This window comes from Trueperella bernardiae, assembly GCF_030246965.1.
GTDB classification, from domain to species: Bacteria; Actinomycetota; Actinomycetes; order Actinomycetales; family Actinomycetaceae; genus Trueperella; species Trueperella bernardiae.
On sequence record NZ_CP127099.1, the window covers coordinates 1,355,492 to 1,376,531 of the forward strand.

The following is a 21,040-nucleotide window of genomic DNA, read 5'->3' on the forward strand; positions in this document are numbered from 1 at the left end:
TGGCTAGGCGTCAGCGATCTTGTACAGCCAGCCGAAGCGGTCCTCGCGGTGGCCGAGCTGGATGGCGGTCAGTTCGTCGTAGATCGCGGCGGTCTTCTCCCCCACCGGCACCTCCACGTCGAAGTCCCCGGAGGCCAAGCGCCCGATCGGGGTGACAACGGCGGCCGTGCCGCACGCGAACATCTCCGCCACATCGCCCGACTGAATGCCGTCCACCACCGACGCCAGCGAGATGGTCTCCTCGCTCACGGCCGCGCCCTCGGACTCGAGGAACTGCAGGATCGAGGAGCGTGTGCCGCCGGGCAGGATGTTGCCCGTCAGCTTCGGGGTCTTGACCGAGCCGTCAGCCATGACCACGAACACGTTCATGCCGCCCAGCTCGTCGATGTTGGTGTTGGTGGCCGCGTCCATGAAGAGCACCTCGTCGAAGCCGGCGTCGTGCGCCGTGACCTTGGGAAGGAGCGAGGCGGCGTAGTTCCCGCCGGTCTTGACGTCGCCCATGCCGCCGGGGCCGGCGCGGTGGTAGTCGCGGTCCACGAAGACATTAATCGGCTTGAGCCCATTCGGGAAGTAGGCGCCCGACGGCGAGGCAATCACCAAGTACTCGTACCGCGTGGCGGCCCGCACACCCAGGAAGGCCTCGGAAGCGAAGACGAAGGGGCGCAGGTATAGCGAGCTACCCGGCGCGGAGGGCACCCAGCGCGCGTCCGCACGCACGAGGTCCACGATCGAGCCCATAAAATCAGCCAACGGGATCTCCGGGATCGCGAGCCGCCTGCACGACATGTTGATGCGCGCCGCGTTGTAGGTGGGGCGGAAGGTCCAGATCGAGCCGTCATCGTGACGGTAGGCCTTCATTCCTTCGAAGGCCTCCTGGCCATAGTGGAGGATCGCGCCGGCCGGGTCCAGGCTGAGCGGGCCGTAGGGAGCGATTTCCTTGTTGTGCCAGCCGTTCTCCGCGGTCCAGGTGGCGTGGGCCATGTAGTCAGAAAAGTCGGTGCCGAAGCCCAAGTTGGCCATGATCCGGCCGTACTCGGCCTCCGACTTCAGGACCTTGTTCGGCTGGAGCGCGAACGTGCCGGCAAAGCTATCGGCGCTTTGAACCGGCTGGGCCGACAGTTTCTCGAGTTCCGTGTGCTGACGCATGAGAGTCCTTCCTTCTCCCCAATTCTACCGCTCGAGCAGGGCCACGATCGCATCGCCAATCTGGGCGGTGGTGCGGACCAGGGGCCGGCCTGAGGCCGCCGCCTCGGCGCGAGTTGCCATGTCGGCGTCGACGGCAGCGCGCACCCTCTCCCCCAGCTCCGGATAGCCCAGGAAGTCCAGCATGAGCGCCACCGAGGAGATCGTGGCAATCGGGTCCGCGATGCCCTTGCCCGCGATGTCCGGGGCCGAACCGTGGACGGGTTCGAACATCGAGGGGAACGTGCGGTCCGGGTTGATGTTTCCCGACGCCGCCAGCCCGATTCCGCCCGTGACCGCGCCAGCTTCGTCCGTGAGGATGTCACCGAAAAGGTTGTCGGTGACGATCACGTCGAAGCGGCCCGGGTCCGTGACCAGGAAGATCGTGGCGGCGTCCACGTGCAGGTAGTCGGTGGTGACGTCCGGGTACTCGGCGCCGACCTCCTCCACCGTGCGGCGCCACAGGTGGCCGGCGTGAACGAGGACGTTGTGCTTGTGGACGAGCGTAAGCTTCTTGCGGCGCGCACGCGCCTGCTCGAATGCGAAGCGCACCACGCGCTCCGCTCCGAAGCGGGTGTTGATCGAGACCTCCGTGGCGATCTCCTGGTCCGTGCCCTCGCGCAGGTTGCCACCATTGCCGGCATACAGCCCCTCGGTGCCCTCGCGGACCACGACGAAGTCGATGTTGCCGGGGTTGGCTAGGGGCGTGGGCACGCCCGGGTAGTACTTGGAGGGGCGCAGGTTGACGTACTGGTCCAGGTCAAAGCGCAGCTTGAGCAGCAGGCCGCGCTCGAGCACGCCCGACGGCATCGACGGATCGCCCACCGCGCCCAACAGGATCGCGTCCTTGCCCTTGATCTCCTCGAGCTCGGCGTCCGTGAGGACCTCGCCCGTGCGGTGGTAGCGGCCCGCGCCGAGGTCATAGTGGGTGAGGGCAAAATCAACATCACCAGCCACGGCGGAAAGCACCTTCAGGCCCTCGGCCACAACTTCGGGGCCAATGCCATCACCAGGGATAACTGCAAGTTCAATAGCCATGGGGCAAGTCTAGGCAATGTCCGCGCCTCGGGATTGGCGGACCACGATCCGGACGTTGGGCTGGGGCTGGCCGGTGGGGCGGCCGATTATCCTGCGACTCGGGGCCTAGCCGACAGAACTCGTGAAAATACCGGCTACCGATGCTATATCGACCTGGCGGACCCCAGATTCACGACTTCTGACGGAACTGCCGGGTGCAACCTGCCGCCGACCGTGACAGGTGTGGCAAACGAGATAATTGTGCAGGATGCGCACACCCGGAAGCAGGCCCAGCACGCCGGCAGACCCGGTACGCGAGAAGGAATCCCATCACACAAAGAAGTGATCCCATCACGGAAACAGGCGCGGCACCAATTCGCTGAAAACTGGTGCCGCGCCTGTTGAGGAACGGTTGAAGATTCGCGGGCGGCCGCGAACAGGGCGACGGCGTCGTTAATCGTAGACTTCACCCATATAGACCGGATTAATAAGGTTTTCCACCGATAACGCGCGGTCGAGCTCCTCCTCCGACAGCAGCCCCGCCTCCAGCACGAGCTCCCGAATCCCCCGCCCGGTCTGGGCGGCCTCACGGCCGATGGCATCGCCGTGTTTGTGGCCAATAAGCTCGTTCAGATACGTAATAATGCCGATGGAATTCATCACATAGGCCTTGCAGATTTCCTCATTGACCGTGATCCCGTCAATGCACCGCACGCGCAACGTGGCGAGCGCGTTCGTCAAAAGCTCGATGTCCTCGAACAGGCACTGCCCGATCACCGGCTCCATCACATTCAGCTGCAACTGGCCCGCCTCGGAGGCCATCGTCACCGTCAAATCGTTGCCGATCACCTTGAAGCACACCTGGTTCACCACCTCCGGGATCACCGGGTTCACCTTCGCCGGCATGATCGACGAACCGGCCTGCATCTGCGGCAAATTGATCTCATTCAAACCCGCGCGCGGGCCCGACGACAGCAGGCGCAGGTCATTACAAATCATCGACACCTTCGTAGCAATTCGCTTAAACGCGCTAGACATCGCCACGTAAGCGCCCGTGTCCGAGGTGGCCTCAATGAGGTTCGGCGCCGACTGCACCGCCAGCCCCGTCACCTCCGCCAGGCGCGCCACCACGGCCTCCTGGAACCCATCCGGGGTGTTGAGCTTCGTACCAATCGCGGTGGCGCCCAAGTTCACCTCGAGCAGCAGCTCCATCTGCCGGCGCACATTCCGCGCCTCCTCCTCCATCAGCACCGAGTAGGCCGCGAACTCCTGCCCCACCGTCATCGGCACGGCATCCTGCAGCTGCGTGCGGCCCATCTTCAACACGTGCATGTTCGCCTGCGCGATCCGATCAAACGACGTGCGCAGCGCATCCAGCTCCCCAATAAAAGCCTCGCACATCTTGTACAGTGCCACGCGGAACCCCGTCGGGTAGGCGTCATTCGTGGACTGGGACTTGTTTACGTGATCATTGGGATGAACGACGTCGTAATCGCCCTTTTCCTTACCCAGCAGCTCAAGAGCGAGGTTGGCCACCACCTCGTTCGTATTCATGTTCACCGACGTGCCTGCCCCGCCCTGGAACGCGTCCACCGGGAACTGGTCCATGCACCGACCCTCATTCAAGATGAGGTCACAGGCTGCCACAATCGCTTTCGCCAGATCCTCCGGCAACACCCGCTTGTCCCGATTCGCGAGCGCCTCCGCCTTCTTCACCATCACCATCGCCCGGATGAATTCCGGGGTGTCGTTGATCGTGCGGCCCGAGATCGGGAAATTCTCCTTCGCGCGCAGGGTATGCACGCCGTAGTAGACATCGTTCGGGATCTGACGCGGCCCAAGCAGGTCTTCTTCGATGCGGAAAGCGGACACGTAATGCTCCTCGAGTGTTCGGCACTGAACTTCACATTCATCGTAGCCGCTGGCTCCGACACTTACCCGGCAAAAGGCGAAATATCCAAAAACAGGTGCAAAAGTGGGGGCGACCCGCGGCCGCCCCCACCCCCGGTTTCCCTTAGCGGGCCGCCGAGCCGTCCGTGTAGTCGGCGTCGATTGTGCCCCAGGCAAACATCTTGCGCAGCTCCACGCCCACCTTCTCAATCGGGTGGCCCTCGCCCTTGGCGCGTAGCTCCTTGAACTCGGCCGCGCCGTTGTCCTGATCCGCGATGAAGCGCTCCGCGAAGGTGCCGTCCTGAATGTCGGCCAGGACCTCCTTCATGTTCTCCTTGACCTGCGGGGTGATGACGCGCGGGCCAGAGACGTAGTCGCCGTACTCGGCCGTGTCCGAAATCGACCAGCGCTGCTTGGTCAGGCCTCCCTCATTAATGAGGTCAACGATGAGCTTCATCTCGTGCAGCACCTCAAAGTAGGCGATCTCCGGCTGGTAGCCCGCCTCCGTCAGCACCTCAAAACCGTACTGGATGAGCTGGGACACGCCGCCACACAGCACCGCCTGCTCGCCGAACAGGTCCGTCTCGGTTTCCTCAGTGAACGTGGTCTTGATGACGCCAGCGCGCGTGCCGCCGATCGCCTTCGCGTACGACAGCGCCAGATCCCACGCCTGGCCCGACGCGTCCTGCTCCACTGCCACGATATCCGGCACGCCACGCCCGTCCTCGAACTGGCGACGAACCGTGTGACCCGGGCCCTTCGGGGCCACCATGCAAATGTCGTGGCCGGCGTCGGGCTTAATGTAGCCGAAGCGGATGTTGAAGCCGTGGGCGAAGAACAGTGCCGCGTCGTCCAACAGATGCGGGGCGATCTGCTCGGCATACACCTTGCGCTGGTGCTGGTCCGGGGTGAGGATCATGACGACGTCGGCCTGCGCCACCGCCTCCTCAATCGTGGCTACCTTCAGCCCCTGGTCCTCGGCCTTCGCGATCGAGGTCGAACCCGGACGAAGGCCAACGACGACGTCGACCCCCGAGTCGCGCAAGTTCAGCGCGTGAGCATGCCCCTGCGAACCGTAACCAATGACGGCCACCTTCTTAGACTGGATGAGGGACAGATCCGCATCGTCGTCGTAAAAAATCTCTGCCATATCTACTCCTTCGATTTATGCTCCGCGCAACTGCTTGCGCTCGGCCTTGACAACTTCGGTCATGGAACGTGACCCGCGTGAAATCGCGACGGATCCCGACTGGACGATCTCCTTCACACCATACGGCTCCAGGGCGGACAGGAGGGCGTTAATCTTGTCATCTGAGCCGGTGGCCTCGATCGTGACCGCGTCCGGGACAACGTCGACAATCTTCGCCCGGAACAGCTCAACCACCTGGATGACGTTCGTGCGCGACGAATCGTCGGCACGGACCTTGATGAGGACCAGCTTGCGCTGAACCGACAGGTCGCGCTCCAGCTCGGAGATCTTGATGACGTTGATGAGCTTGTTCAGCTGCTTCGTGATCTGGTCGAAAGACACCTCGGAGGTGTCGACCACCAGGGTGATACGCGACAGCTCCGGGTCCTCCGTGGGCCCCACCGCGAGTGAGTGAATGTTGAACGCGCGGCGGGCAAAGAGGCCAGAGACGCGAGCAAGCACGCCCGGCTTGTTCTCCACCAGAACGGACAGGGTGCGGCGGTGGCTGATCATGCTTGTTCCTCCTCATGCTTGGGTCGCATATCGCGCGCGTACAGGATGTCATCGTTGGAGACGCCCGAGGGCACCATCGGCCACACCATCGAATCCGGGGAGACCACGAACTCCACGACGACCGGACGGTCATTAATGCTCATCGCCTCGGTGATCGCTGCGTCTACGTCCTCCGGGCGCTCCACACGGATCCCGTGGCAATCGTAGGCGTCGGCCATCTTGACGAAGTCCGGGATGCGGCGCGTGCCGTGGCCCGTGTTGAGGTCCGTGTGGGAGAAACGCCCGTCGTAGAACAGGTTCTGCCACTGGCGCACCATGCCCAGCGACGAGTTATTGATGAGGGCGACCTTAATCGGGATGTCGTTGAGGCGGCAGGTGGCGAGCTCCTGGTTGGTCATCTGGAACGAGCCATCGCCGTCGATACACCACACCGTCTTGTCCGGGTTGCCCACCTTCGCGCCCATCGCGGCCGGCACGCCGTAGCCCATCGTGCCCGCGCCACACGAGGTGACGAGCTGGCCCGGGAACTGGAGCGGGATGAACTGCTGGGCCCACATCTGATGCTGGCCCACTCCCGTGGAGAAGATCGAGTCTCCCGCGAGCGCACCCAGGCGCGACAGGACATACTGCGGGCTCATCAGCCCGTCCTCCGGCTCCTCGTAGCCCACCGGGTAGGTCTCGCTCATGCGGTCGAGGAACGCCCACCATGCCGCCAGGTCCGGGGTGCCGTACTGCTCGAAGGCGTCCGGGATCTCGTCGATCAGTGCCTCGATCGTGAGACGCAGGTCGCCCTGCAGCGCGACGTCGACCGCCCGGTTCTTGCCGAACTCCGCCGGGTCGATGTCCGCGTGGATGACCTTCGCCTCCGGCGCGAACTCGTCCAGCTTGCCCGTGACCCGGTCATCGAAGCGGGCGCCGAGCGTGATGAGCAGGTCCGACTTTTGCAGGGCGACGACGGCCGGGACCGCCCCGTGCATGCCCGGCATGCCCAGGTGGTGGCGATCCGAATCGGGGAAGGCGCCGCGAGCGTTGAGGGTGGTGACCACCGGGATGCCTGTCATCTCCACTAGCTGGGCCAGCTCCTCATGAGCGCGGGAGCGGATCGCGCCGCCGCCCACATAGAATACCGGCTTGGAGGCGGCCGCGATCATGCGCGCCGCCTCACGCACCTGGCGCAGGCTCGGCCTGGTCTGCGGGCTGTAGCCGGGCAGCTCCATCTTCGGCGGCCACACGAACTCGCACTCCTCGTTCTGCGCCGACTTCGTGACGTCCACCAGCACCGGGCCCGGGCGGCCCGAGCGGGCCAGGTGGTAGGCCTCCGCGATGCGGGCCGGGATCTCGTTCGCATCCGTGATAAGGAAAGAGTGCTTGGCCAGCGGGTAGGTGGCCCCGATGATGTCCGCCTCCTGGAAGGCGTCCGTGCCGATCAGGCTAGCGCCCACCTGGCCCGTGATTGCCACCAGCGGCACCGAGTCAAGGTTCGCATCCAGCAGCGCTGTCACCAGGTTCGAGGCGCCTGGGCCCGAGGTGGCCATGCACACCCCGACCTCGCCCGTGGACACCGCCAGGCCCTCCGCCGCGTGCCCCGCGCCCTGCTCGTGGCGGACCAAGATGTGGCGAATGGACGACTCAAAGATCGCGTCATACAGAGGCAACGCGGCACCACCTGGCAGACCAAAAATGGTCTTGACGCCCAGCTCCTCAAGCGAGCGAATAACCGCTCGCGCACCCGTGGTTTTCTCACGGATAGTCGTCGGCTCTTCCTTAGCCTTCGGTGGCGTTGGCCCTAGTGCCATGGTTCCTCCTTGAAATTTCAGTGCCGGTCATTCACGCATGAAAAAACCCCCCGAGTTTCGAGGGGCGCACCGCAGGACAGCGTTACCTGCAGGTGCGCTGAACTACTACGAGAATAATCGACATATGCCGATCGTAGACTGCCGCCAAAGAGCCGGCCAAATCTTTCCCGAAAGATCTCACATGCTGGATCATGGTCTTCGCTGCCGGCCTGCTGGCGGGATGACGGGGGCTCGTTCCGTGAGGCCGCAGGCTGGACGCCGGGAAGCCGAGGGGCCCGGAACCGCGCGGTTCCGGGCCCCTCATCGGCCGGTATCAGATGGCGCGACGGCGTCGTGCAGTCAAGCCGCGCCGCTCCGGCGTCGTGCCAATGCTGCCCGAACGCCAAACCGAGCCGCCGGGCGGGATCGCTACGGCATCGAGCCGAGGATGGTCGCCACCAGGATCTTGCCGATCATCGCAATCGGGTAAACCAAGGCATATCCGAGCGCGACGCGCGGATCGGAGTTCGTTCGCCCATTGGCGAAAGCGAGGACCGCCGGCTGTGTCTGCGCTCCGCCGAGCAGGCCGGACAGCTGCGTGCCGCCCATCTTGAACACGTAGCGCATCGTAAGGTACAAGCTGATGGCCAAGGTCGAGGTGAAGAGAACACCGAGCAGAAGGATCTGGATCCACGTACCGGATTCGAAGGCCAGAGCGATCTGGCCACCCGCAGTGGTTCCCGCCTGCGCGAGGAAGATCAGCAGGCCCAACTCAGACAGGACAGCACACGTCGTATTCGGCAGCGCCGTAATCTGCTTACCGATACGGCCGACGCGGCCAAAGACCAAGCCGACCAGCAGCGTACCCGCCGCCGCACCGATGGCGAACGTGCTGCCACCCGGCAACGGGAAACGGATGACACCGAACGCTATGCCGAGCGCCATCCCAAGCCCCAGAGCCACCGGGTTCAGATCCGAAAAACCGCGCGCCGAATCGCCAAAGAACTTGGAGATAAGCTTCATGTTCGACGTCGGGCCAATCACGCGCACGCGATCACCCATTTCAATCATGAATTCGGGAACGGCAAGCATGTCAGAATCCCCGCGGCGAACACGCGAAACCGTGGCGCCGAACTTGTTAAACAGGATCTCGTCAAGCTCCGCGATCGTCTTGCCCGCGATCTTCGGCTCAGACACCGTGATGCGCCGGAAATCGAGATAACGCCGGTCCGCACGCAACGAATGCGACGACTGGTGACCCACCATCGTCTTCAGCTCTTCCAGCTCATGCACGGGCCCAACGACCGTCAGCAGGTCACCCTTCTCCAGGACGTCATGCTTCGTGGGGATCCAGATCGGCCCCTCCTCACCGCGCCGCATACGCGAGATTTCCGGCGGGTTCTTAAACAGGCCAAGGATCGCCCCCACACGGGGGTTGTCGTCACGGTCCACGCGCAGATTCATGTGCGTGATCGGCGTCGGTTTGTCGGTATCCGCTGCGGAATTACGCAACGCGATCGCAGCAGCAATCATCATTCCGATCACGCCGAACAGGTAAGAAATCGAGTAACCGACAGTCGCCTGCGCCTCAAATCCCGACGCCTCCGCGGCAGCCGCCAACGCCGGAGTGTTCGTCAACGCACCCGCGAACGTTCCTGCAACCAGCGCGGTGTCCATCCCGAGCACAAAGCGCCCAACAACGTATCCAACCCCGCCCGTCAGGAAGTAAATGACAACGAGCGCGGCCATCGGCCCGAGCGCCCTCCGGACGTTTTCAAAGAACGACGGGCCAGAGTTATTGCCGATCGCAAAGGTGAACAGGGCCAACCCGAGATGGCCAATCTTCGCGCTAATCGCAATGTCGATTCCGTGAGACTTCGCAAAAGCAGAAAACGCAATCGCCGCAAACAGCACCGCCGCCGCACCAAGGGACACTCCCTTCACCTTGATGTGGCCAAAAATCATGCCTATGCCGATAAGCAAGAACGCAAGCAACACTGGTTCTTCAGCGAAGAACTCCAGAAACCCCGTCATCCTCTACCTTTCCTAAGAACGAGACCTTCATCCATTATCCCCGGAAAGCCGCGTTATTCCCACCGAAAGCAGCAAGACAGAGTACGTTCAGACCCGGGCGCTAGTTTGCACGATCCTCCAGATAGCTATCGGCCAGCTTGGTCGTGTCACGATCGTGCAACCAGCCTCGATCCGTGACCGCACGGGAGAACGCCAAGCCGAATCCGATCGCCATGATCACGAAGAAGACCTCCGCGATCGTCGTCAACGCAATCGACAAGTTGCCCTCGTTGATCGCCACCAACGCGCGGTAGAACGGCACGCCCGGAATCATGATCACCACAGACGGTACGGAGAGAGAAACACGGGAATGGGTGGTCCGCCATGCCACGAACGTCGCACACAAACCAGCAACGAAGGCCGCCAATCCCACCGCGATCTGCCACGGAATGCCCGAATAGTTCTGGAGGATCAGGCGGGTCGGGTTGGTCAGCGCGGCCACGCCAGCTGCCAGAAGCGCCACCTTCCACGCGGCATTAAAAAGGATGGCAAAGCCACCCGCCGCAACGAAGGAACACAGGATCTGCAAGGACAGGTTCAGCGCGAACGGCAACGCCATGGGAGCGGCACCCACCACGTCCCAATTCGTGGCGTGGGTCACGGCCCATAAAGGCAACCCCGCCGATCCAAGTACCATCACACAATAGGAGAACCGTGCCAACGCGGACTGAAAATCGGAACGCACGAAGTCAAGCATCGCGGTGGTTAACGGGAATCCCGGAATGAGGAACAAGATCGCCGAGATCAGACCCGCCTGGTGGCTCAGCTGCAGGACGTGGCCAAAGGAGGCCAACATGGACAAGATCCCCATGTACACCAGCGGGGAGACCATGCCACACACGACCCAAATGAAGAAGTGGGCATAATTGCGCTTAAGCATCAGCTTACGGACAAGCTGGCCAATGCCGGCCGCGAAAAACACCGTGGTACATTCGACGACGCGCCCACCATTGAGGAAGCAGAATGCTGCACACGCGAACGCCGCCGCGAACACGGTGGTCCACATCCCCCAGTGCCGATCCTGCTTGACCGTCTGCTCCAAGAGCGAGCGCAGGTGGGACACGCTACGTACCTTAAGGTCCTGGGTGCCGATCTCGGACAAGACATCAAGGCGTCGAGAGTTCACTCCCACGTGACGCTGCTCAGTAAAGTCCGTCTGTGAGCGCCCGTTCTCCCACGCGGTTACGGTGATATCCGTCATTGTGACGGACGCTTCAAGCCTGCTAATTCCGAGCTGATGGGCAGCGCGCGCCATCGAGTACTTCACACGATACGCACCCGCGCCAGAAGCCAGCAGTAGTCTGCCGTATGCGAGAATCGCCCGCGCCTTTTCCTCAAGAGTGTCAGGGTATTTCTCGTCTCCCATAACCAATCCATTCAGATCGTTAACAAACCCGCCGATACTATACCCATTGCAAGCGCGAGCAATGATCGACGCAAGTCCTACGTCTCGCTTTCACACCTGGCGGACCACTGCCCACCAACACGTCCAGGCCTAGATTTGGCGGACCGCGCCCGAGGACGCCGACGTCGCCATCGCCGCATACGCGCGCAGGGCCTTGGAGACCGTGCGGTCGCGGTTCGGCGCCCAGGGCGCCTCGCCCTTCTCCGCCCGACGCCGCGCCAGCTCTTCGTCCGACACGTCCAGCTTGAGCAGACGCGTAGGGACGTCAATCACGATCCGGTCCCCCTCCTCGATGAGCCCGATCATGCCGCCCGAGGCCGCCTCCGGCGAAATGTGCCCGATCGACAGGCCCGACGTTCCACCCGAGAACCGCCCGTCCGTAATCAGCGCACACGTCTTCCCCAGGCCCAGGCCCTTAAGGAACGACGTGGGGTACAGCATCTCCTGCATTCCCGGCCCGCCCTTGGGGCCCTCGTACCGGATCACGACGACGTCGCCCGGCACCACCTGCTTCGACAAAATCAGCTCGATCGCTGCCTCCTGCGATTCGACCACGCGGGCCGGCCCCTCGAAGTGGAAAAGCGATTCGTCAATGCCAGCCGTCTTGATGACTGCCCCGTCCTTCGCCAGGTTGCCGAACAGGACGCACAGGCCGCCGTCGGCAGTGTAGGCGTGGCCAAGGTCGCGGATGCAGCCGACCGCCGCGTCGTCGTCAATCGACTCATAGCGCCGATCCTGCGAGAACGCCTGCGTGGTGCGGATCCCGCCCGGGGCCACCGTGAACAGGTCCTTCGCAGCCGCCGAGGCGCTGCCGCCGCGGACGTCCCACTCCCCCAGCCAGTCCTCGAGCGAGGGGGCGTGGATGGCGTGAACGCTGCGGTCGAGCAGGCCGCCCCGGTCGAGTTCGCCGAGGATCGCGGGGATGCCGCCCGCCCGGTGGAAATCCTCCATGTGGTAGCGCGTGGAATTCGGGGCCACCTTCGCCAGGCAGGGCGTGCGGCGAGAGAGCGCGTCGATGTCCGCGATCGAGAAGTCCACCTCGCCCTCATGGGCCGCGGCCAGGATGTGCAGCACCGTGTTCGTGGACCCGCCCATCGCGATGTCCATCGTCATCGCGTTGCGGAACGCGCCCGGGGTGGCGATCGAGCGCGGGAGGACCGACTCGTCGCCGTCGTCGTAATAGCGGTGGCACAGCTCCACGATCAGCTCACCCGCCCGCTCAAACAGGTCCCGGCGCCGCGCAGCCGTGGCCAGCGTGGACCCATTACCCGGCAGCGACAGGCCAAGCGCCTCCGTGAGGCAGTTCATCGAATTCGCCGTGAACATCCCCGAGCACGATCCACACGTGGGGCACGCGTTCTCTTCAATCGCGAGCAGCTGGGCGTCACTCACCGCATCATTCACCGACTGCGCCATCGCGTCAATGAGGTCAATGTTGTGATCCGCCACGCCCTGCACCGGCTTGCCCGACTCCATCGGCCCTCCCGAGACGAACACCACCGGGATGTTAAGCCGCATCGCGGCCATCAGCATGCCCGGCGTGATCTTGTCACAGTTCGAGATGCACACCAGCGCGTCCGCGCAGTGGGCGTTGACCATGTACTCCACCGAGTCCGCGATAATCTCCCGGCTCGGCAGAGAGTAGAGCATCCCATCGTGCCCCATCGCGATACCGTCATCCACCGCGATCGTGTTAAACTCCTTGCCCACGCCGCCTGCAGCCTCAATAGCCTTGATAACCAGCTGGCCCATGTCTTTGAGGTGCACGTGGCCCGGAACGAACTGAGTGAATGAGTTGGCCACCGCGATGATCGGCTTACCGAAATCCTCTGCCCCCATACCGGTTGCCCGCCAAAGCGCGCGAGCACCCGCCATGTTGCGTCCCGTGGTTGACGTCGCTGAACGAAGCTGTGGCACGATCTCCTCTTTTCTCTCTACTAAGCGCTATCGTAGCGGCCCGCTCCGACAAAACGTGTGGCGGTCCATACCTGCAACTGGTACGGCACCCCCACCACGGCGTCGTCACGCCAGCTCAAGTGCTTGAACATGTACCACTCGAGGTTGGCGCGCATCCGTGCCCGACCCGCAGGCGAAGCCTGTAACCACGACGACCGCGTCGTCCCCAGCCGCGCAATCTGCTCCGGGAGCAGCGGGTCGAGCCAGGTGTTGGCGTGCAACTCTGGCTCCGTGAACGGACGCTCCATGTGGCCGTGATGGCCGGGGATGCGCAGGTCCGGGACGCGATCGATCCGGTGCACGTCCCCCGAGCGCATGATCCGCGCCAGTCTGTGCACCCAAGCCTGACGCACGTCAAACTGGTTGTAGAGGATGAGCACGCGCCCGCCGGGCTTGACCACGCGCGCGGACTCACGTGCCGCCGCCCGCTCGTCAAGCCAGTGCCAGCATTGCCCGAAAGCAAGCACGTCCACGGAGGCATCGGCGAACGGGAGGTGTTCGGCCGTTGCGTCGAGTAGCCGCTCGGTCGGGAAGTTAGGCAGGGCCCGCGTGAAACCGACACGCATATCCCCCGACGGCTCAACCGCCCACACCTCCCCCGCCAGGCTCGCGAGCGTCGCGGTCAGCTTCCCCGTCCCGGCTCCCACATCAACGACGACGTCGGAGTCGAACACCAGCCCTTCCAGCGCGGAGGTGGGGTAGCCGGGCCGAACGTCCACGTACGTGGAGACGGAGCTACCTGCACGCGCGAACGGGTTATACGAATCGGGCGCTTGCGGCATGCCAATTCTCCTCTTCCTAACTCGTCCGTTACGTACGTACTTGTGCGTTGGTTGTGCGGTGTGTGGTCGTGGTGCTGCGCAGGGATAAAGCCTGACCACCCGAAGCTACGGCCATGATCACACACCGCCATAAGCCGTGACTGGGTATAGTAGTGAGCCCCGACCACACAGGGCCGGGGCTCACGATCAAGTTTGGTGACGGCGGTGTCCTACTCTCCCACACCCTCTCAAGTGCAGTACCATCGGCGCTGGTAGGCTTAGCTTCCGGGTTCGGAATGGGACCGGGCGTTACCCTACCGCTATTGCCACCGTCAAAATAACGGGGCCAACCATAACGGTTGGTTTATTCAGTTATCTGGGCCGGTTAGTGTGGTGGCCCAGAATTGTATAGCGGATGCGAACAACAAGTTATAAAAGTTTTTTAAGTGGTCGGCCAATTAGTACCAGTCAGCTCCACCCATTACTAGGCTTCCACGTCTGGCCTATCAACCCCATGGTCTATAGGGGGCCTCACAACACTTAATGTGTCTGGGAAACGTTATCTTGAAGCAGGCTTCCCGCTTAGATGCTTTCAGCGGTTATCCCTTCCGAACGTAGCCAACCAGCCATGCACCTGGCGGTACAACTGGCACACCAGAGGTTCGTCCGTCCCGGTCCTCTCGTACTAGGGACAGCCCTTCTCACGTTTCCAACGCGCGCAGCGGATAGCGACCGAACTGTCTCACGACGTTCTGAACCCAGCTCGCGTACCGCTTTAATGGGCGAACAGCCCAACCCTTGGGACCTACTCCAGCCCCAGGATGCGACGAGCCGACATCGAGGTGCCAAACCATGCCGTCGATATGAACTCTTGGGCAGGATCAGCCTGTTATCCCCGGGGTACCTTTTATCCGTTGAGCGACGGCGCTTCCACAAGCCACCGCCGGATCACTAGTTCCTACTTTCGTACCTGCTCGACTTGTCAGTCTCACAGTCAAGCTCCCTTGTGCACTTACACTCAACACCTGATTACCAACCAGGCTGAGGGAACCTTTGAGCGCCTCCGTTACCATTTAGGAGGCAACCGCCCCAGTTAAACTACCCACCAGGCACTGTCCCTGAACCAGATCATGGTCCAAGGTTAGACATCCAGCACGATCAGAGTGGTATTTCAACAATGACTCCACCATCACTAGCGTGACAGCTTCACAGTCTCCCACCTATCCTACACAAACCGTACCAAACACCAATACCAAGCTATAGTAAAGGTCCCGGGGTCTTTCCGTCCTGCTGCGCGAAACGAGCATCTTTACTCGTAATGCAATTTCACCGAGTTCGCGGTTGAGACAGCGGAGAAGTCGTTACGCCATTCGTGCAGGTCGGAACTTACCCGACAAGGAATTTCGCTACCTTAGGATGGTTATAGTTACCACCGCCGTTTACTGGGGCTTAAATTCTCAGCTTCGACCCAAAAGAGTCTAACCGATCCTCTTAACCTTCCAGCACCGGGCAGGCGTCAGTCCGTATACATCCACTTACGTGTTCGCACGGACCTGTGTTTTTGATAAACAGTCGCTTCTCCCTGGTTTCTGCGGCCATCACCCCTAGCACGTAAAGTGCTTCAAGGATCAGGCCCCCCTTCTCCCGAAGTTACGGGGGCATTTTGCCGAGTTCCTTAACCACGATTCACTCGAACTCCTTAGTATACTCTACCTAACCACCTGTGTCGGTTTAGGGTACGGGCGGCTAGAACCTCACGTCGAGGCTTTTCTTGGCAGCACAGGATCACTCTACTTCGACCATTCGGTCTCATCATCCAGCCTCACTTTATACGTTCCCCGGATTTGCCAAAGGAACAAGCTGCGCTGTTAAACGTGGCAAGCCATAAGCCACGCGGAAGCTACCACTCTGCGTCACCCCTGTTAACACGCTTGCCTACAACAAGATCAGGTCCCACGCCCACCACACCACCAACCCCCGAAAGGGCTAGCAATGGGCAGGGATGGTTAGTATCCCCTGCTTCAGCATGGACGGTCCTTCGCCGGTACCAGAATAACAACTGGTTGCCCATCGACTACGCCTGTCGGCCTCGCCTTAGGACCCGACTAACCCAGGGCGGACGAACCTGGCCCTGGAACCCTTAGTTATTCGGAGGACGGGATTCTCACCCGTCAATCGCTACTCATGCCTGCATTCTCACTCGCACTCAATCCACCACACAGTCACCTGGCAGCTTCACCTCAAGCACGACGCTCCCCTACCCAACAAAAAAATTGTTGCCACGGTTTCGGCGGTGTACTTAGCCCCGCTACATTGTCGGCGCGGAATCACTTGACCAGTGAGCTATTACGCACTCTTTCAAGGATGGCTGCTTCTAAGCCAACCTCCTGGTTGTCACAGCAACTCCACATCCTTTCCCACTTAGCACACCCTTAGGGGCCTTAACCGATGATCTGGGCTGTTTCCCTCTCGACAATGGAGCTTATCCCCCACAGTCTCACTGCCACGCTCAACTTAACCGGCATTCGGAGTTTGGCTGATCTCAGTACCCGGTATAAGGGCCATCGACCATCCAGTCGCTCTACCACCAGCAAGCACACGCAACGCTGCACCTAAATGCATTTCGGGGAGAACCAGCTATCACGAAGTTTGATTGGCCTTTCACCCCTAACCACAGGTCATCCCCTCCATTTTCAACTGAAGTGGGTTCGGGCCTCCACACGCTCTTACACGTGCTTCACCCTGCCCATGGCTAGATCACCTCGCTTCGGGTCTAGAACATGCAACTACAACGCCCTATTCAGACTCGCTTTCGCTACGACTACCCCACACGGGTTAACCTCGCCACACATCCTAACTCGCAGGCTCATTCTTCAAAAGGCACGCCATCACCCCCACCAAGAAGGCTCTGACGGATTGTAAGCGCACGGTTTCAGGTACTATTTCACTCCCCTCCCGGGGTACTTTTCACCATTCCCTCACGGTACTATCCACTATCGGTCACACGAAGTATTTAGGTTTACACAGTGGTCTGTGCAGATTCACACGAGATTTCACGAGCCCCGTGCTACTCGGGACAACCACAAAGAGAGCATGAGGTTTCAGCTACAGGACTATCACCCACTACGGTCCAGCTTCCCAACTGATTCGCCTACCCCACACCTTTATCACTCCACGACCCCATGCCGGTAAGGCCACATGGCTCCCACAACCCCGAATGCGCAACGCCCGACAGCTATCACACACACCCGGTTTAACCTCATCCGCTTTCGCTCGCCACTACTCACAGAATATCTCTTCCTACGGGTACTAAGATGTTTCACTTCCCCGCGTCACCCCCAACCACCCTATACATTCAGGTGGCGGTACCCAGAAACAACTCCAGGCAGGTTCCCCCATTCGGACACCCTCGGATCACAGCTCGTATGCCAACTCCCCGAGGCTTATCGCAGGCTACAACGTCCTTCATCGGCTTCGTGTACCAAGGCATCCACCGAACGCCCTTAAACACTTACAAAAACCAAAAGATGCTCGCATCCACTATACAATTCTCAACCACCACACCAACACCACACACAAACCCAAACAAACAGCCTGAAAACTTGCGCATGGGTGGCCAGGGCCTGTTACCCCACACCCCAACAGCATGCCAGCCAATCACATTGCGAACCACTAAAAACCCCACAACAACACCCACAACCACCATGATCGCAGGCACATGAGGCTCCTTAGAAAGGAGGTGATCCAGCCGCACCTTCCGGTACGGCTACCTTGTTACGACTTCGTCCCAATCGCCAATCCCACCTTCGACCGCTCCCCCCAAAAGGTTAGGCCACGGGCTTCGGGTGTTACCAACTTTCGTGACGTGACGGGCGGTGTGTACAAGGCCCGAGAACGTATTCACCGCAGCGTTGCTGATCTGCGATTACTAGCGACTCCGACTTCATGGGGTCGAGTTGCAGACCCCAATCCGAACTGAGACCAGCTTTAAGAGATTAGCTCACCCTCACAGGCTCGCAACCCTCTGTACCGGCCATTGTAGCATGCGTGAAGCCCAAGACATAAGGGGCATGATGATTTGACGTCATCCCCACCTTCCTCCGAGTTAACCCCGGCAGTCTCCCGTGAGTCCCCAACCGAATTGCTGGCAACACAGGACAAGGGTTGCGCTCGTTGCGGGACTTAACCCAACATCTCACGACACGAGCTGACGACAACCATGCACCACCTGTACACCACCCCGAAGGCTGCACCATCTCTGGCACATCGCAGTGTATGTCAAGCCTTGGTAAGGTTCTTCGCGTTGCATCGAATTAATCCGCATGCTCCGCCGCTTGTGCGGGCCCCCGTCAATTCCTTTGAGTTTTAGCCTTGCGGCCGTACTCCCCAGGCGGGGCACTTAATGCGTTAGCTACGGCGCAGAACCCGTGGAAAAGGCCCCACACCTAGTGCCCAACGTTTACGGCGTGGACTACCAGGGTATCTAATCCTGTTCGCTACCCACGCTTTCGCTCCTCAGCGTCAGTGGTGGCCCAGTAACCTGCCTTCGCCATCGGTGTTCCTCCTGATATCTGCGCATTCCACCGCTACACCAGGAATTCCAATTACCCCTACCACACTCTAGTCTGCCCGTACCCACTGCAACCCCGAAGTTAAGCCCCGGTCTTTCACAGCAGGCGCAACAAACCGCCTACGAGCTCTTTACGCCCAATAATTCCGGACAACGCTCGCGCCCTACGTATTACCGCGGCTGCTGGCACGTAGTTAGCCGGCGCTTCTTCTGCACATACCCTCAACCAAAAAGGCCTTGTTCTGTACTGAAAGGAGTTTACAACCCGAAAGCCTTCATCCCCCACGCGGCGTCGCTGCATCAGACTTGCGTCCATTGTGCAATATTCCCCACTGCTGCCTCCCGTAGGAGTCTGGGCCGTATCTCAGTCCCAATGTGGCCGGTCACCCTCTCAGGCCGGCTACCCGTCGACGCCTTGGTAGGCCATCACCCCACCAACAAGCTGATAGGCCGTGAGCCCATCCCTATCCAGAAACCCTTTCCAACCCCCACCATGCGATGAAAGCAGAATATCCGGTATTAGACCCAGTTTCCCAGGCTTATCCCAAAGACAAGGGCAGGTTACTCACGTATTACTCACCCGTTCGCCACTAATCCACCACAGCAAGCTGTAGCTTCATCGTTCGACTTGCATGTGTTAAGCACGCCGCCAGCGTTCGTCCTGAGCCAGGATCAAACTCTCCACAAAAAACCAAACCAACCAAACAGTCAGTAAGATCCATACAGAAAGCCTGACAAACAGACTCAAACAACCAGAAAAACTGGCAAAAAACACAACCAACCAAAAAGGCCAGCTGCAAAAAACACAACATAAAAAGCTGACACACTATTGAGATATCAAACAACACACCCACTCGCGAGACCAGCGAGTGTTCTTCGCTGCGCCCCTCGGGAGCAACCTCTCCAAGTTACTTCATCTTTCGACCGGAGTCAAATACCGGTGTCTAGATCACATAATCGGAAAGATGTTTGCCGCTCGTCCCGCGAGTCTCACGCTCCGGCGGCAAGAAAAGAATTTACACACCTTGCGCCCACAACGTCAAACTTCAGCGCCGTGCCCCTCCTCACACCGCTCTGAACTGCGAAAACAGGCGGAAAGGCCGACCGTGACGCATGACATAGGGCTGGGGGCGCGTCGGAATCGGCGCGCCCCCAGCGATCTGTGCTATATGCGGGCTCCCTTTCGCGCTCCAAGTGCCCGGCGTGCCCGCCGCTTGCGCGCATTCACGCCCTTTTCTTTACTACTGCCCGTTGGCGAACTCCTCGCGAATCGCGCCCGCCACCTTCTCAGCCAGGTCGGGCGTGAAGACACCCGGAATGATGAACGCCGAATTCAGCTCCGCCGGCTCCACCGCCGCCGCAATCGCGTTCGCGGCAACCACCAGCATCTGGTCGGTCACCTCGCCCGCCCGCACGTCCAGCATTCCGCGGAACAAACCCGGGAAGGCCAGCACGTTGTTTATCTGGTTCGGATAGTCCGACCGGCCCGTGGCCACCACCGCCGCATGATCCCCCGCAACGCCCGGATCCACCTCCGGCGTGGGGTTAGCGAGGGCGAACACCACGGCGTCGTCGGCCATGGTCGCGATGTCGTCCCCGTCAAGGATGTTTCCCGCCGAGACGCCGATGAACACGTCCGCGCCCGCCAGTACCTCTTTGAGGCTACCCTGCACCTGGCGCGGGTTGGTGTTTAGCGCCAGCCAGTTGCGGTCCGGGTCGGCCTCCTCGCGGAACGCTCCCAGCGCGCCGTTGCGCCCGCAGCCGATGATATCGTGGGCGCCCTGGCTCGTGAGCAGGCGGATGATGGCGTTGCCGGCCGCACCTACGCCCGACACCACAATCCGCACGTCCTCGATCTTCTTGTGAACCACCTTCAGCGCGTTAATCAGCGCCGCCAGCACCACAACCGCGGTGCCGTGCTGATCGTCATGGAAGACCGGAATGTCGAGCTCCTCGCGCAGCCTGCGCTCGATCTCGAAACACCGCGGCGCCGAGATGTCCTCCAAGTTGATCCCCGCAAACCCGGGCGCGATCGCCTTTACGATCGCAATCATCTCCTCGGTGTCCTTCGTGTCCAGGCATACCGGCCACGCATCCACGCCTGCGAAATTCTTGAACAGCGCCGCCTTGCCCTCCATGACGGGCATCGCGGCCAGCGGCCCGATATCCCCCAGGCCCAGCACGGCCGTCCCATCGGTTACGACGGCGACCGTGTTGCGCTTAATCGTGAGCCTGCGCGCCTCACTCGGATCCTCCACGATCCTCTCGCAGATCGCCGCCACACCCGGCGTGTAAATCTTCGACAGGTCCTGGCGCGTCTTCAGCGGGCGCTTGAGCGTCACCTCGATCTTACCGCCCAGGTGGGCCTGCACGGTCGCGTCGTGAATCCCATGCACGATCACGCCCTCGGTGCGTTGCAGCTTCTTGCGGATCTTCTTCGCGTGATCCAGGTCGTGCGTCATGCACGTGACGTCGAACAGCAGGTGCTCGTCGTCGGAACGCACCATGTCAATTCCCGTGATCAGCGCGTCTTCGTAGCTGATTTCGTTGGTGATACGCGGCACTGCGTGATCGTCGTAGGGAATCTCGATGCGCAACGTCACCGCATAACTCGGTCTCGGCTTTGCCATATTCTGCCTTGTCTCTCGTACTTGCGGGATTATTCTGTCAGGTCACCGGGCCCAAGGCCCCAAAGTTTCATCCACCGGG

At 61.1% G+C, this 21,040-nt stretch carries 12 protein-coding genes and 3 rRNA genes; all 15 read right to left on the bottom strand.

Annotated features, from left to right (window positions below; all coding sequences use genetic code 11):
* Positions 1–3: 3 nt before the first annotated feature.
* Entirely contained in the window at positions 4–1,146 is a 1,143-nt protein-coding gene (locus tag QPC17_RS06340) for a branched-chain amino acid aminotransferase (RefSeq protein ID WP_062614199.1), read from the bottom strand.
* A 24-nt stretch (positions 1,147–1,170) separates the two neighbouring features.
* A complete protein-coding gene (locus QPC17_RS06345) occupies positions 1,171–2,220 on the bottom strand; it encodes a 3-isopropylmalate dehydrogenase (protein WP_068539187.1) in 1,050 nt (349 codons plus the stop codon).
* A gap of 432 nt (positions 2,221–2,652) precedes the next feature.
* Positions 2,653–4,071 (bottom strand): aspartate ammonia-lyase, encoded by a 1,419-nt coding sequence (aspA, locus tag QPC17_RS06350; protein ID WP_070446202.1) that lies wholly within the window; start codon positions 4,069–4,071, stop codon positions 2,653–2,655.
* A gap of 142 nt (positions 4,072–4,213) precedes the next feature.
* Complete coding sequence (gene ilvC / locus QPC17_RS06355) at positions 4,214–5,239, bottom strand: ketol-acid reductoisomerase (RefSeq protein ID WP_062614196.1); 1,026 nt, start codon at positions 5,237–5,239, stop codon at positions 4,214–4,216.
* Positions 5,240–5,254: 15 nt separating this feature from the next.
* Complete coding sequence (gene ilvN / locus QPC17_RS06360) at positions 5,255–5,788, bottom strand: acetolactate synthase small subunit (protein ID WP_201783182.1); 534 nt, start codon at positions 5,786–5,788, stop codon at positions 5,255–5,257.
* Positions 5,788–7,587: an acetolactate synthase large subunit gene (locus QPC17_RS06365; protein WP_070446204.1), complete on the bottom strand. Its 1,800-nt coding sequence runs from the start codon at positions 7,585–7,587 to the stop codon at positions 5,788–5,790. Before QPC17_RS06365 ends, ilvN begins: the two co-directional genes overlap by 1 nt.
* A gap of 408 nt (positions 7,588–7,995) precedes the next feature.
* Complete coding sequence (locus QPC17_RS06370) at positions 7,996–9,600, bottom strand: aspartate:alanine exchanger family transporter (protein WP_062614193.1); 1,605 nt, start codon at positions 9,598–9,600, stop codon at positions 7,996–7,998.
* A 100-nt stretch (positions 9,601–9,700) separates the two neighbouring features.
* Positions 9,701–11,005, bottom strand: coding sequence for a threonine/serine exporter family protein (locus QPC17_RS06375; RefSeq protein WP_062614192.1), 1,305 nt, complete (start codon positions 11,003–11,005; stop codon positions 9,701–9,703).
* A 129-nt stretch (positions 11,006–11,134) separates the two neighbouring features.
* The gene (ilvD, locus tag QPC17_RS06380; RefSeq protein WP_070448389.1) at positions 11,135–12,919 is read right to left on the bottom strand and encodes a dihydroxy-acid dehydratase; all 1,785 of its coding nucleotides are present in this window, start codon (positions 12,917–12,919) and stop codon (positions 11,135–11,137) included.
* A gap of 62 nt (positions 12,920–12,981) precedes the next feature.
* Entirely contained in the window at positions 12,982–13,782 is an 801-nt protein-coding gene (locus QPC17_RS06385) for a class I SAM-dependent methyltransferase (protein WP_285321710.1), read from the bottom strand.
* Positions 13,783–13,978: 196 nt separating this feature from the next.
* A 5S ribosomal RNA gene (gene rrf, locus QPC17_RS06390) occupies positions 13,979–14,095 on the bottom strand.
* Between the two features lie 104 nt (positions 14,096–14,199).
* A 23S ribosomal RNA gene (locus tag QPC17_RS06395) occupies positions 14,200–17,278 on the bottom strand.
* Positions 17,273–17,479 (bottom strand): hypothetical protein, encoded by a 207-nt coding sequence (locus tag QPC17_RS06400; RefSeq protein WP_201783186.1) that lies wholly within the window; start codon positions 17,477–17,479, stop codon positions 17,273–17,275. The genes QPC17_RS06395 and QPC17_RS06400 overlap by 6 nt, the downstream gene beginning before the upstream one ends.
* Positions 17,480–17,493: 14 nt before the next feature.
* Positions 17,494–19,019, bottom strand: a 16S ribosomal RNA gene (locus tag QPC17_RS06405).
* Together the 16S, 23S and 5S rRNA genes form the textbook arrangement of a ribosomal RNA operon.
* 553 nt (positions 19,020–19,572) lie before the next feature.
* Complete coding sequence (locus QPC17_RS06410; RefSeq protein ID WP_062613511.1) at positions 19,573–20,961, bottom strand: NAD(P)-dependent malic enzyme; 1,389 nt, start codon at positions 20,959–20,961, stop codon at positions 19,573–19,575.
* Positions 20,962–21,040: the final 79 nt, after the last annotated feature.